Here is a 13,652-nt window from a genome sequence, read left to right as displayed (position 1 = left end):
TGTCGCAGGCTTGGTCAGCAAGCCTCCCACTGCCCTGTGGCCGAGCTTTCCCTGATGGCGTCGATGACGTGCATGTTGGCCCAGGCATCGGTCAGGCCGACGGGCGCCGGGGTGTCGTCCAATATGGATTTGGCAAAGCGGTCGGCCATGGTGGTGTACTGGTCGCAGATGGGGAAGGTCACGGTCTTCAGCGCGTGGGCCGGGTCGTCGATGTGGTCCCGCTGGAGCAGGAACTGGGCCGGGCTGTCCGGCAGGGGATTGAAGGGCAGGGGAATGTCTATGCGGCCGGTGGTTCCGACGATGGAGACGTGCTGGTGCCTCGCCCCCTGGGTGGAGCAGGAAAAGGTGGAGATGCGGCCGGAGAAATCGAGCATGGCGGTGGCAGTCTTGTCCGTGCCGAAGGCCGGGTCCATGTCCAGCAGGCCGAACACGCGCCGGGGTTCGGCATCGAGCAGGAAACGGGATAGGGCTATGGCGTAGCAGCCGATATCCATGAGCGCGCCGCCGCCCGATTCCGCGTTGTTGCGGATATTGGCGGGATCGGCGTTGAAATAGGAGAATTCGGTATGGATGGAGACGAGTTCGCCGATCTCCTTCGCGTCGACCAGCCGTTTTATCTCCTCCCACTGGGGATGGTGGCGGTACATGAACGCCTCCATGACCTTGATGTCGGGGTAGCGGCTGGTGGCGTCGATGAGCCGGTTGACCTCGTCGTCGCACATGCCCAGGGGCTTTTCGCACAGCACGTGCTTGCCAGCGGCCATGGCCCGGATGGTCCAGTCCACATGCAGGTGGTTGGGCAGGGGGATGTAGACGGCGTCCACCTTTGAATCCTTGAGTAGCTTTTCGTAGGAGGCGTGGGCTTTGGGGATGCCGAGGAGTTCGGCCGTTTTGTCGGCGGCCGCCTTGGACCGGGAGGCAATGGCCGTGACTTCGATGCATTGGGCCTTTTGCAAGGCGGGGATGACTTTCTCGCGGGCGATTTTTGCGGTGCCGAGGATGCCGAAACGTACTTTTTCCATGCGCTGAGCCCTATCAAGGTTGACGGTGTCCGGGAGCGGTCAGTATACCTTGATACCGTTTCCATGCAAGGGGCGGTTTACCCATGAACATCCATTCACCCGAACAGGAGCAGGCATGTCCGAATTCACAGGCGTCACGGTGACCATCGAGGCCAATATCTACTTTGACGGCAAGGTCACCAGCCGGGCCGTCACTTTCCCCGACGGAAGCGTCAAGACCCTGGGCATCATGCTGCCGGGCGAATACGAGTTCGGTACGGACAAATCGGAGATCATGGAGATTACCACCGGAGACATGGAAGTGCTGCTTCCCGGTTCCGAGGAGTGGGTGAAGATTTCGGGCGGGCAGCGTTTCGAGGTGCCCGGCAAGTCCCGGTTCCAGCTCAAGGTGGCGTCCGTGGTCGATTACTGCTGTTCCTACGTAGACTAAAAGGGAGACGAGACCATGTCCGAAGAAGGCCAGAGAATCGAATTCGACGACCAGGGCCCGTATCTGCTGGAGTTTCCCGATGGGCCGGGCCAGGCCATGCTGCTGGAGGAACATCCGGTATGCCTGTTCCAATTCGGCCCGGTCTACCTGCCCGTGAGCCTGGACGTGGCCGCTGCCATGGCGGCTGGACTGTCCAATATGAGCCAGGCCTCCATGGGGCCGGAGCGTGAGGGCATGACCCCCATCGGTTTCGATGAGGACGCACCTACCGAGCTGCCCCTGGTGACGGGAACGGCCGCTGAAAGCTTCCAGCACGGCGAGACCGTGTACATGGATGTCCTCTTCGGGGAGACGCAGGCGCGCCTGTGCTTTTCCATCCCGGCAGCCGCCCTGGTGGGGCAGGTGCTGTCCCAGGTTGTCGCCCAGTAGCGGTTAGCCCTCAAAAAAATGCAAATCGGCGTAACCGCACTGTTTCTTTGCGGCCGCGCATGAATCGGGACGGTTTTTGTTAAAACGCCGCCAGGATGTGTTCCGGCGGCGTTTTTCGCCGTTCCGCCTTGACACTTTCGCATCCGTATGGTTTGTTTCAGGGCGGTGTCGCAAACGTTTGCGGCAACGTTTGCGGTGAGCCGGAAGTACGCCGCTTTTTTCGTGGGAACAGCAGGGGAAAAAATGTTTTTTGATGAGTGTCCGCATCGGCGGCTGAACCAGCTCACAGGCGAGTGGGTGCTGGTGTCGCCCCATCGTACCAAGCGGCCCTGGCAGGGGCAGCAGGAAAACCCCGACCTGGAAGAGCGGCCAACGCACGATCCCGACTGCTACCTGTGCCCCGGCAATCATCGCGCCGGAGGGGCGGTCAACCCCGACTACGACGGCACCTATGTCTTTACCAACGACTTCGCGGCGCTGCTGCCCGAGTCGCCATCCGAAGATTTTGCATCCGACGATTTGCTCGTGGCCGAGCCCGAAACCGGCACCTGCCGTGTGATCTGCTATTCTCCCCGCCATGATCTCTCCATGGCCCGGCTGGGCGTGGACCGCGCGGCCGCTGTGGTGGATCGCTGGTGCGAGGAGTACCGCGACCTCGGCGCGCGCGAGGAGATCGGCCACGTCCAGATTTTCGAGAACCGGGGCGCTGTCATGGGCTGTTCCAATCCGCATCCCCACGGCCAGATCTGGGCCACGAGGTCCGTACCCATGCTGCCCGGCCTGGAGGATGTCCGCCAGCGCAGCCACCTGGACGAGCGGGGCGAGTGCCTGCTCTGCCGCTACCTGCGCCGGGAGCTGGAGAGCGGGGAGCGCGTGGTGCTGGAAAACGAGCATTTCGTGGTCCTGGTTCCGTTCTGGGCCACCTGGCCGTTTGAGACCATGATTCTGCCCCGGACGCACATGACGTCCATCCTCGAAATGAATGCGGCCGTCCGCCGTTCCCTGGCCGATGCCATGGTCAGGCTGAATATCCGCTACGACAATCTGTTTCAGACCTCGTTCCCTTTTTCTATGGGTATCCATCAGCAGCCCACGGACGGGGCGGAGCACCCTCACTGGCATTTCCATTTGCATTACTATCCCCCGCTGCTGCGGTCCAAGTCCGTGAAAAAGTTCATGGTCGGCTTTGAGATGCTGGCCATGCCCCAGCGCGATCTGACCCCCGAAGCCGCCGCCGACCGGCTGCGCGGCCTGTCCGAGATTCACTACCTGGAGGGTGCGTGAAAAAGACCGTGACCGCCTACCGTCGCCACCTTGAGGATGGCGACATGGACGAACTGCTGTCTGAATTTTACGGACCGGAGGAATTGGCCGTACAGCGCCAGCGTTATCTGGCGTTGCTGGGGCGCATGGAGCGTTCCGAGCAAATGGGGCTCGCCGCGCTGGTCAGTGTGCCGGGCCGGACGGAACTGGGCGGCAACCATACGGATCACAACCACGGTGTCGTGCTGGCCGCCGGGGTGCATTTCGATTGCCTCGCCCTGGCTATCCGCGCGGAGGGGCCGCTCATCCGTATTCGGTCGGAAGGTGTTTCCGGCACAATAGAGGTAAATCTGGACGATCTGGCCCCCCGGCCGGAGGAGCACGGAACGCCCACCGCACTGGTGCGTGGCGTGGCCCATGCCCTGCGTCGCAGCGGGTTTGTTGTCGGCGGATTTGATGCCTGCGTGTCCGGCATGGTTCCCATGGGTGCGGGACTGAGTTCCTCGGCAGCCTTCGAGGTTTGTCTGGGGCGGGTCCTCAGCCATCTGTACAATGACGGAAAGGTCGACAGTCTGACCCTTGCCCGGTGTGGCCGCGCTGCCGAAAACGTGCATTTCGGCAAACCTTGCGGGCTCATGGATCAGCTGGCCTGCGCCTGCCAGGGCGTGGTCTCCATCGACTTTGCCGATCCGGAACATCCGGTGGTGCGCAATGTGGATTTCGATTTCGAGAAAACGGGCTACCGGCTGACCGTGGTGGATACCGGCGGCAGCCATGCGGACCTGACCCCCGACTATGCGGCCATTCCCGATGAGATGGGCCGGGCGGCGCGGGTGCTGGGCCGGGACTTCGCCCGTGGGCTGACCGTGGAGCAGGTGCTGGCGGCGGCTCCGAAGCTGCGGCGAGAGGCGGGTGACCGTGCGGTGTTGCGGCTGCTGCATTTCATCGAAGAATCCGACCGGGCCGCGGAGGAGACGGCCACCCTGGAACAAGGCGATATGGCCCGGTTTCTTGAGCTGGTCACGGCTTCGGGCGACTCCTCCTTGCGGCTGCTGCAAAATTGTTTCAGCCCGTCCCGTCCGCTCAGCCAGCCCATTCCACTGGCCCTGGAACTGACCAAGCGGTTCCTGAACGGCGAGGGTGCCTGCCGAATTCAGGGCGGCGGATTTGCCGGGACCATCCAGGCCTACGTGCCGGAGGCGCGGTTCGAGGAGTACCGTGCGTTCATGGAAGGGGTATTCGGGCCGAGGTCCGTGCTGCCGCTGCACGTTCGCAAGCCCGGCAACGAAGTCATTTTTCTTCGGGACTGCGAGGAGTAGAGCGCCGTGTCCCAGTTCACCATCAAAGACCTCGCCCGGGAACTGGATATTTCCGCGTCCACGGTTTCCCGCGCCTTGCGGGACCATCCTGATATCAGCGCCGCCACGAAAAAACGTGTCACCGAAGCTGCGGAGTTGTACAACTATCACCCCAACCAGCTGGCCCAGTCCCTGCAAAAACGCCGTTCCAACACCATCGGGGTCATCGTCCCGGAGATCGGCCACGACTTTTTTTCCACGGTCATCAGCGGCATAGAGGAAGTGGCCTACGAGAACGGTTACACCATCATGGTCTGCCAGTCCGGGGAGACGCTGCGCCGCGAGATCATCAATACCCAGGCCCTGGTAGCCAACCGGGTGGCCGGGCTGCTCATCGCCATTTCCTCCCAGACCACGACCTACGAGCACCTTGCGGGCGCCATCCGCCAGGGCGTGCCCCTGGTCCAGTTCGACCGCGTGGTGGAAGGGCTGGATACCAGCAAGGTGGTGGTTGACGACTACAAGGCTGCCTATGTGGCTACCTCCCATCTGGCCGAGGCCGGGTATCGGCACATCGGTCACATGGCGGGGCAGGACGGCATCGCCCTGAATCGGAAAAGGTTCGAGGGATACCGTGACGCCCTGCGCGACCATGGGCTGGACTATGAGGCGCGGTTCCACCTGCATGGGGGATACGGCGAAGAGGAAGGCCGTCGGGGCGCGGCCAAGTTCCTGGCCATGCCGGAGCGGCCGGACGCGGTGCTCGCCATCAACGATCCCGTGGCGGTGGGCATGTACACCGAATTCAAGAAGGCCGGGCTCCGCATCCCGGACGACATCGCTCTGGTGGGCTTTTCCGATACGCCCATTGCCGCGCTTATCGACCCGGCCCTGACCTCCATGTACCAGCCCGCGTTCACCATGGGCCGGACGGCCGCTTCGCTTTTACTGAAGCAATTCGACACGGATAATGCTATGGTCACGCCCGAGACAGTGGTGCTCAATACCGAACTGCGGGTTCGGGGATCATCCGCCAGGAGCCATTGCTAATGCCTGTTTTACAACAATCCTGGGGCACTGGGCCGGAAGGCTATGCCGTACGTCTGTTCACCCTGGAGCGGGAGAACGGCCTGCGTGCGCAGGTCTCGGAGTATGGGGCGACCCTGGTCTCTCTGCTGGTGCCTGATCGGGACGGCGCTTTGGGCGAGGTCGTCCTTGGCTATGACGGGCTGGAGGAATATGTTCGCGGTCAGGCATGTTTGGGTGCAACCATCGGAAGGGTGGCCAATCGCGTGGCCCATGCCCGGTTTGCGCTGGACGGCTGCACCTGGCAGCTGGTTCCCAATTGGCGTGGACATCAACTGCATGGCGGCCCTCGCGGGTTCAATCGTCGTGTCTGGATGGGCGAGATCGTTCGGCATCCCGATGGTCCGGCCCTTTCCCTCAAGCTTTTCAGCGGCCATGGCGATCAGGGATATCCGGGCAATCTGAGCGTTGTCGTGACCTATGTACTCCTTGCCGATGGTTTGCGTATCGAGTATCGGGCCCAGAGCCGGGATTTGCCAACGCCCGTCAGCATGACCTCCCATCCCTATTTCAATCTGGCCGGGGCTGGCCGTGGCACGGTGCTGGACCACACGGCCGAATTGGCCTCTTCCAACTATCTGGCGACGGACGGGGACCTGATCCCGACCGGCGAGGTTGTGCCCGTGGCCGGGACGCCGATGGACTTTTCAGAGCCCAGGCCCGTTGGCAGCCGGATCGGCGAGAAATATCCCGCCCTGGAAATGGCCGGAGGGTATGACCACTACTACGTGCTGGATGGCGAAACGGGCGGTTTGTGCCGCGCGGCAACGGTTCATGCCCCGGTTTCCGGGCGGACCCTCACGGTTTGGACAACCCAGCCCGGATTCCAGTTTTACACCGGCAATTCGTTGGACGAGACCGGCAGAAGCGGGGAACATTACGGACGCTATGCCGCGTTTTGCGTGGAGCCAAGCGGATATGTGGATGCCCCCAACCACCCGGAATTTCCTTCCGTGATCGTGGACGCGAGCGCGGAATATGTGCAGAAAACAGAATACCGCTTCTCCGCCGAGTAAGCGGCAAACGACAGATATCAAGGTGACAGTATGGCAGATGTGGAGTTGAAGCAGATCGTCAAACGGTACGGGAAAGTCGAGGTGGTGCCCGGCATCGACCTCAAGATCGAGGATGAGGAATTCATCGTCCTGGTAGGCCCTTCGGGGTGCGGCAAGTCCACGGTGCTGCGTATGATAGCCGGGTTGGAAGAAATCTCCGGCGGTGAAATCTCCATTGGCGGACGGGTGGTAAACCAGGTTTCGCCCAAGGACCGCAACGTGGCCATGGTCTTCCAGAACTATGCCCTGTATCCGCATATGACGGTCTGCGAGAACATGGGTTTTTCCCTGAAGATGCGCGGACATTCCAAGACGGAAATCGAGGAGCGGGTGACCGAGGCCGCCCGTATCCTGGAGCTGGCGCCGTACCTGGAGCGCAAGCCCTCCGAACTTTCCGGCGGTCAGCGGCAGCGCGTGGCCATGGGCCGGGCCATTGTCCGCGACCCGGATGTATTTCTCTTTGACGAGCCGCTTTCCAACCTGGATGCCCAGCTGCGCACCCAGATGCGCATGGAGCTGCGGAAAATGCACCTCCGGCTCAAGACCACCACCATCTACGTTACCCACGACCAGATCGAGGCCATGACCCTGGCCGACCGCATCGTCATCCTCAAGGGCGGCGAGATTCAGCAGGTGGGCACACCCATCGAGGTCTTCGAGAAACCGGCCAACGTCTTTGTGGCCCGGTTCATCGGCAACCCGCCCATGAATATTCTGGAGGGTACGGTGCGGCTGCGGGACAGCAAGACGTTTGTGGAAGTGGGGAAATCCGTTTTTCCGGTGCCGGAAGGCCGTTACGGTTCCCTGTCCGACGGCATGGAGGTGCTCGTCGGTATCCGGCCCGACTCCATCAAGATGGGCGATTCCATTGAAAAGCTGCCCAAGGAATGGTGGTGCCGGGGCGAGGTCGTGGTTTCGGAGATTCTGGGCGGCCAGTCTCATCTGGAGATCGTCATTGACGGCGAGAACGAACTTTTGGCCGAGGTGGAAGGCCGCGTGGTGGCCAATCCGGGCGAGATCGTACCCATCGGGTTCGAGTTCAACCGCATGGTCCTGTTCGACGCGAAGACCACTTTGGCTCTGGATTGATTTTTCGGGTGCACAAGCTATTGATTCGGGAATTTTGATTGTCGAATTCGTTTTTGTTCAACATTAGGAGGTATGTGATGAAAACGCTTGCCAAGTTGTGCGTGGCGCTGATTGCGGCCCTGCTGCTTTCCGCTCCGCAGGCCGTTCAGGCCAAGGAATTGTCCGGCGATCTGGAGATCTTCTCCTGGTGGGCCGGTGACGAAGGTCCTGCCCTGCAGGCACTGATCGACATGTACAAACAGCAGAATCCCAAGGTGAAGGTGATCAACGCCACGGTCACCGGCGGTTCCGGCGTCAATGCCAAGGCCGTGCTCAAGACCCGTATGCTGGGCAACGAGCCTCCGGATTCCTTCCAGGTCCACGCCGGGCAGGAATTGATCGGCACCTGGGTCAAGGCCGGCCGCATGGAAGACCTGACCCCGATGTTCAAAAAAGAGGGGCTGATGGAAGTCTTCCCCGAGGGCCTGCTCAAGCTGATCGGCACCGACGAGGGCATCTGGTCCGTGCCGGTGAACATCCACCGCTCCAACGTGATGTGGTACATCCCCGCCAACCTGAAGAAGTGGGGCGTCGAGGCTCCCAAGACCTGGGATGATTTCTTCGCCATCGCACCCAAGCTGAAGGCGCAGGGCATCGTGCCCCTGGCCCTGGCTCAGAACTGGACCGCCAACCACCTGTGGGAATCCGTTGCCGTGGCCGCCATGGGCGCCGACAACTGGGACGCCCTGTGGGCCGGCAAGCTGAAGTTTACCTCCCCCGAGGTCGTCAAGGCCTGGGAGCTCTTCGGCAAGGTTCTGGAATACACCAATGCGGACGCTTCCTCCCTGTCCTGGCAGCAGGCCACGGATATGGTCATCGACGGCCGTGCCGCCTTCAACATCATGGGTGACTGGGCCGCCGGCTACATGTCCACCACCAAGAAGATGCAGCCCGGCAAGGACTTCGGCTGGATCGCCTCTCCCGGCACCACCGGCGACTTCGTGTTCCTGGCCGACTCCTTCGGCCTGCCCAAGGGCGCGCCGCATCGCGACAACGCCATTGCCTGGCTGGCGCTTCTCGGCTCCAAGAAGGGCAGTGATGCCTTCAACCCGCTCAAGGGTTCCATCTCGGCCCGCAAGGACTCCGACCTGTCCCTGTACAACGTGTACTCCCAGTCCGCCGCCAAGGATTGGAAGTCCAACCGCGTACTCGGTTCCCTGGCCCACGGCGTTGCCGCCAACGAGACCTTCATGGGCGGGTTCGCCTCAGTCATGGAGATGTTCCTGAAGACCAAGAACCCCAAGGCCGCGGCCGCTGCCTGCCAGCAGCTCGCCGACAAGGCCGGTATCTAATCGAATAACAACGGGCGCCTGCGCCGGGGACGGTACGTCCCCGGCGCGCCCCAAGCAGCAGGTTTATTTTTCATGCGGGAAGCATCGCGAGACAGGATAAAGGCCTTTTTGACGCTCTTGCCCTCTATGATTCTCATAGGGGTCTTCGTCTACGGGTTCATCGGCGACACAGTCTGGACGTCCATGACCGACTGGGGCGGATCGGGTTCTCTGGCCCTGGATCCGGAAAAGCATTTCATCGGCCTGGGCAACTACGTGGACCTGTTCACCGGGTTCCTCAGTGCCGGATTCCGGCAGGATCTTGTCAACGCGGTCTATTATTCGCTCATGCTTCTGGGCGGCGCGGTCGGGCTCGGCATGTTCATTGCCATCCTGCTGGACCGCAAGCCCAAGGGCGAAGACATCCTGCGCACCATTTTCCTTTACCCCATGTCCCTGTCGTTCATCGTTTCCGGCACCATCTGGCGCTGGCTCCTCGCGCCGCAGGGCGGGGTCAATGTTCTGCCCACCTATGCGGGGGCCGAGCCGCTGAAGTTCGACTGGCTGTCCAGCACCAAGGCGGTGCTGGTCTTCGACTGGCAGAACCTGTTCAGCGTGCTGCTCTATGTCGTGGCCTTCATCATGATCGTTCTCGGGCTGTGGAAATTGCGCAAGGACGCGCGCAAGGCCATGAAGCGCTGGCTGATCCCCGGCATCGTTGTCGGCGTCGCCACCTGGATATTTGGCGGGATGCTCCCCAGCGCCCTGTTCATGGAGGAGGAACACGGCTTCAACCTGGCGACCCTCGGCATCATCATCGCCACCATCTGGCAGTACTCCGGCTACACCATGGCCCTGTATCTGGCCGGGTTCAACGGCATATCCCAGGACCTGCGCGACGCCGCCATGCTGGACGGCGCGGGCGAGGTCGGCTACTACCGCCACGTGGCCATTCCCATGCTCAAACCCATCACCATTTCCGCGGTCATCATCCTCTCGCACATCTCGCTCAAGATGTTCGACCTCATCTTTGCCATGACCGGCCCGGACAACGGGGAAACCGGCCACCCGGCCCTGAACATGTACCTGACCACCTTCCGGGCCAACGACTTTGCCCGAGGCGCGGCCATTGCCGTGGTCCTGTTCCTGGTGGCGGCCACCTTCATCATCCCCTACCTGGTCAGCCAGTACAAGCAGCAGCGGAGGAGGGGATAGACCATGGTCGCACGCAAAATCACTCCGGGCTCGTTCCTGCTCTACGGCATCCTGATCGTACTGTCCCTGTTCTTCCTGATGCCCGCCTACATGGCGGTGGTCACGGCCCTGAAGTTCCCGGCGGACATCTCCCTGCCTACGGCATGGGAGTTTCCGGCAACGCTTAACTGGTCAAGTTTTGCCCAGGCAATCGATCTGCTGAAGCCCAACTTCGTCAACTCCATCATTCTGACCATTACGGCCACGGCGGGTTCCACCCTGCTTGGTTCGCTCAACGGCTACGTCTTCGCCAAGTGGAAGTTTAAGGGCAGCGAGGTGATCTTTACCCTGTTCCTGTTCGGCATGTTCATCCCGTATCAGGTCATCCTCATCCCGCTCTTCCAGACCCTGCGCGCCGTGCATCTCTACGGCGGCCTGCCGGGGTTGATCCTGGCCCACATCGTCTACGGCGTGCCCATCACCTCGCTCATCTTCCGCAATTTCTATGCGCAGATACCCACGGCGCTCATCGAGTCCGCCCGGCTGGACGGCGCGGGATTCTTCAGCGTCTACCTGCGCATCGTGTTTCCGCTTTCGGTGCCGGGTTTCGTGGTCACCAGCCTGTGGCAGTTCACCCAGATATGGAACGAGTTCCTTTGGGGCATCTGCCTGACCCGCCATGCGGACAACCCCATCACCGTGGGGCTGGCCCAGCTGGCTGGCGGACAGGCCGTAAGCTGGAACCTGCCCATGGCCGGTTCCATCATGGCCGCTGTGCCGGTTCTGGCCATTTACATCTTCCTGGGACGCTACTTCATCCGGGGGCTGCTGGCCGGTTCGGTCAAGGAGTAACCCTCTCCCGATTGCCGGAGCGTGGCCTATTCACTCCCCACCGGGAGGGAAAGTCTGCACGCAGGCGGGGCACCTTTGGCGGTGGCTTTTCATTCGTCAATGATTCCCATCCAGTCCCCCGACAGCTCACAGCCGTCGGGGGACTTTCATATTGCGCAAGTTTTGCAAAACAATCGTGCGGCATCTGGCAACGCGTGACGGTTTGCCGCATTGTTTTTTGCAATATACCGCCGTGACAACCGTGGTGATATTTTCCTGTGCTTTTTTTCGACCGTGAAAAGGGGGGTGCCTGAAAAAGGGCTGCAACCGTTTCCTTCATGGTGGACAATCTCGGGATTGATTATTCAATTGATAGAAAGCCGTGAAGCCGGATTTTCGGGGGCAGGCGTCGGCACGGGGGGGGGAGTTGTCTCTCGCAGAGGCAACCGAATGGAACCGGCAATTTCTCGCAACGGAAAAAGGTGGGCATGTTCTATGCACAATGAAGATCATTCCATGCAAGGAGGAATGACGATGGAACTCACTTTCAACGTACACGGCAATTCCTGTGATCTGGCTTTGCATCCCATATCCACAAAGACCGCGCAGCTCATCCACCAATATGGCGCAGAGGTCTATTCCATGAAGCCGCTTGAATGGTGGCGCAAGGGGAACACAGCCACCTGGGGCATGAGAATCAACGATGAATGCCATATCCAGGTTGCCCTGGACGACAAGCCCGTGGAATTCGACTACAAGGCGATCACGGCCAATCCGCTGAAGATTCGTCGCCGGATGTACCTGGACAGCAAGGCCAAGTTCCTGTGTGTCCTCGGATTCGATAATGAGATCTGCAATTTTTCCTGGCAATGGGACAACATCGAGAATTTTGATCCGTCCAAGTTCGAATTCATGGTTCATCAATGGGACCGGGTCATGGGACAGAAGGACTACTTCATCCTGGATGAGGTGCGATATGACGGCATGTTCGCGGACCGGCACGACTGGTGCGATCCGTCCGGGTTCTCTCTGGTGGCGCCTCGCGTCATCGACCTCGCAGAGGTCCGGCGGGAGCTGAACCAGGGTGCTTCCGAACATGCCGGAGCGCCTTTCCCGGCTCCGGCTATAGCTTGATAAATAGGGTGGTTCGGTTGCGGATAGCCCACTCCTTTCCCCTCTCGTCACGTTGCTTCCCGCCATTCGGGCGGGAAGCGGACCGGAGGGGATGCGAAGAAACTCCGCACAAGCGGGGCGGCAATGGGGCTGCGGGTGCGCAAGTGTTCAAAGGCGGCTGAACGTAACTCGGGACTCCTCCCCGAAAGCCCCGGCTGCGTGCGCTGACTAGCGGCGTGGTCGGGGCTACTTCGGTTCCACGAAATAGGAAATACGAGCCCTCGGCGAAAGGTAATTGACCACCTCCGGGGACAGGTGCGCCAGCCGGATGGATTTTTCCACCCGAAGTTCCTCTTCATCCACCAGGTCCACGATGAGCGCCTCCTTGCGGGGCACGCTCTCGTCGTAGAGGACCACGCTCGGGTTGAGCTGATTGCGAGGATTGACGGACATGACCATGCCCACCATGCCGTTGGACAACTCAACCACGGTGCCTGGCGGGTAGACCCCCAGGCAGCGAATGAACAGGGTGAGCAGTTCCATGTCGAAAAGGTGCTTCTGCTGGCCGAACATGTAGGAGAGGGCCAGGTAGGGTGTCAGGCTTTGCTCCGGGGCCAGCCGGTTGGTGTGGTTGTCGTAGATGTCCGTAATGGCGACGATGCGTGCCAGCCTGTTTATGGCGTTTCCACTGAGCCGGTCGGGATAGCCCGAGCCGTCCATGCGCTCGTGGTGTTCTCCCACCACGCTCAGGGCTGCGGCCGGAATGGTGGCGAAGTTTCTCAGCAGAGCGACTCCCTGCGCCGTATGCCGTTCCAGCGCTTCCCGTTCCGGGTGGCTAAGATCGCCCTGCTTGTGCAGGATCATCTTTGAAATGCCCGCCTTTCCGATGTCGTGGAACAATGCGCCAATGCCGAGAGCGATCATGTCGTCTTCTGCAAGCCCGACCTCGCTGCCGATCATCAGTGAGAGAACGGCCACGTTCATGGGGTGGGAATACGTGGCCTCGGCCCGATCCATTGTGTTCATCAGGTGCAGGGTGGATTCGCGGTCGTCCAGAAAAGTATCCACCAGTTGCCGGACGAAATCGACCGCCTGTTCAACCGCGCTGGGAACGCCGCCCGCTATGGACGCCAGGATGGCGTTGAAGGTCTTGATGCTGGAGTTGAACCGCTTTTCGCAGCGGGCGATCCGTTCCTTTTTTTCCCTCAGCCGCAGGGTTCGTTCCCGTTTGATCTCCCAGAGGCGCTCCATGCTCCGGCGCGATTCCTCATCGGTCGGTTGCACCGAAGCCGGGTTGCCGCTTTGGGGTTTCAGCGGCAGGACGTCGCACCGTTCGGGGATGCAGACAAGCCGCCTTACTCCCACACGACGGAGCAGGGTGATCTGCTTCTCGTCCCTGATCTTGAAGGCATTGAAGAGAAAGGGGTGCGCGAACCAGTTGGATGCCTCCAGGCGAACGAAAACTCCGGGGCGGAGCTGGTCTATTTCGATGGGGTATTCGGGCTGGCTGGGGTTTGTCATGACTGTCGTAC

Annotated in this window: 13 protein-coding genes; 11 read left to right on the top strand and 2 right to left on the bottom strand. The window is 61.1% G+C overall.

The annotated features are described in order from the left end of the window. Nucleotides 1-14: 14 nt before the first annotated feature. Nucleotides 15-1,022 (bottom strand): Gfo/Idh/MocA family protein, encoded by a 1,008-nt coding sequence (locus tag ACI0FG_RS13790; RefSeq protein ID WP_419785578.1) that lies wholly within the window; start codon nt 1,020-1,022, stop codon nt 15-17. Nucleotides 1,023-1,137: 115 nt separating this feature from the next. Between ACI0FG_RS13790 and ACI0FG_RS13785 the strand changes: the two genes are divergently transcribed. The 11 genes from ACI0FG_RS13785 to ACI0FG_RS13735 all read left to right on the top strand — a co-directional run bounded on the left by ACI0FG_RS13785 (nt 1,138) and on the right by ACI0FG_RS13735 (nt 12,141). Continuing rightward, entirely contained in the window at nt 1,138-1,452 is a 315-nt protein-coding gene (locus ACI0FG_RS13785) for a pyrimidine/purine nucleoside phosphorylase (RefSeq protein WP_419785577.1), read from the top strand. Between the two features lie 15 nt (nt 1,453-1,467). Next, nucleotides 1,468-1,881 (top strand): hypothetical protein, encoded by a 414-nt coding sequence (locus tag ACI0FG_RS13780; protein WP_419785576.1) that lies wholly within the window; start codon nt 1,468-1,470, stop codon nt 1,879-1,881. 243 nt (nt 1,882-2,124) lie between these two features. After that, nucleotides 2,125-3,165 (top strand): UDP-glucose--hexose-1-phosphate uridylyltransferase, encoded by a 1,041-nt coding sequence (locus ACI0FG_RS13775; RefSeq protein ID WP_419785575.1) that lies wholly within the window; start codon nt 2,125-2,127, stop codon nt 3,163-3,165. After that, nucleotides 3,162-4,463 (top strand): galactokinase, encoded by a 1,302-nt coding sequence (locus tag ACI0FG_RS13770; RefSeq protein WP_419785574.1) that lies wholly within the window; start codon nt 3,162-3,164, stop codon nt 4,461-4,463. The genes ACI0FG_RS13775 and ACI0FG_RS13770 overlap by 4 nt, the downstream gene beginning before the upstream one ends. Before the next feature lie 6 nt (nt 4,464-4,469). Then, a complete protein-coding gene (locus tag ACI0FG_RS13765; RefSeq protein WP_419785573.1) occupies nt 4,470-5,492 on the top strand; it encodes a LacI family DNA-binding transcriptional regulator in 1,023 nt (340 codons plus the stop codon). After that, the gene (locus ACI0FG_RS13760) at nt 5,492-6,544 is read left to right on the top strand and encodes an aldose epimerase family protein (RefSeq protein ID WP_419785572.1); all 1,053 of its coding nucleotides are present in this window, start codon (nt 5,492-5,494) and stop codon (nt 6,542-6,544) included. The genes ACI0FG_RS13765 and ACI0FG_RS13760 overlap by 1 nt, the downstream gene beginning before the upstream one ends. 30 nt (nt 6,545-6,574) lie before the next feature. Further along, on the top strand, nt 6,575-7,672 hold the full coding sequence (locus ACI0FG_RS13755; RefSeq protein WP_419785571.1) for an ABC transporter ATP-binding protein: 1,098 nt from the start codon (nt 6,575-6,577) through the stop codon (nt 7,670-7,672). A 77-nt stretch (nt 7,673-7,749) separates the two neighbouring features. Continuing rightward, nucleotides 7,750-9,003, top strand: coding sequence for an ABC transporter substrate-binding protein (locus ACI0FG_RS13750; protein ID WP_419785570.1), 1,254 nt, complete (start codon nt 7,750-7,752; stop codon nt 9,001-9,003). Between the two features lie 126 nt (nt 9,004-9,129). Next, complete coding sequence (locus ACI0FG_RS13745; protein WP_419785569.1) at nt 9,130-10,197, top strand: carbohydrate ABC transporter permease; 1,068 nt, start codon at nt 9,130-9,132, stop codon at nt 10,195-10,197. A gap of 3 nt (nt 10,198-10,200) precedes the next feature. Then, complete coding sequence (locus ACI0FG_RS13740) at nt 10,201-11,028, top strand: carbohydrate ABC transporter permease (protein WP_419785568.1); 828 nt, start codon at nt 10,201-10,203, stop codon at nt 11,026-11,028. 513 nt (nt 11,029-11,541) lie between these two features. Beyond that, nucleotides 11,542-12,141 (top strand): hypothetical protein, encoded by a 600-nt coding sequence (locus ACI0FG_RS13735; RefSeq protein WP_419785567.1) that lies wholly within the window; start codon nt 11,542-11,544, stop codon nt 12,139-12,141. A gap of 225 nt (nt 12,142-12,366) precedes the next feature. Here ACI0FG_RS13735 and ACI0FG_RS13730 read toward each other — a convergent pair whose 3' ends face one another. Then, the gene (locus ACI0FG_RS13730) at nt 12,367-13,641 is read right to left on the bottom strand and encodes an HD-GYP domain-containing protein (RefSeq protein WP_419785566.1); all 1,275 of its coding nucleotides are present in this window, start codon (nt 13,639-13,641) and stop codon (nt 12,367-12,369) included. Nucleotides 13,642-13,652: the final 11 nt, after the last annotated feature.

The sequence above is a fragment of the Pseudodesulfovibrio sp. 7M6 genome (genome assembly GCF_050058625.1).
GTDB classification, from domain to species: domain Bacteria; phylum Desulfobacterota; class Desulfovibrionia; order Desulfovibrionales; family Desulfovibrionaceae; genus Pseudodesulfovibrio; species Pseudodesulfovibrio salinus.
This window is presented reverse-complemented; position numbering and strand designations above follow the sequence as displayed.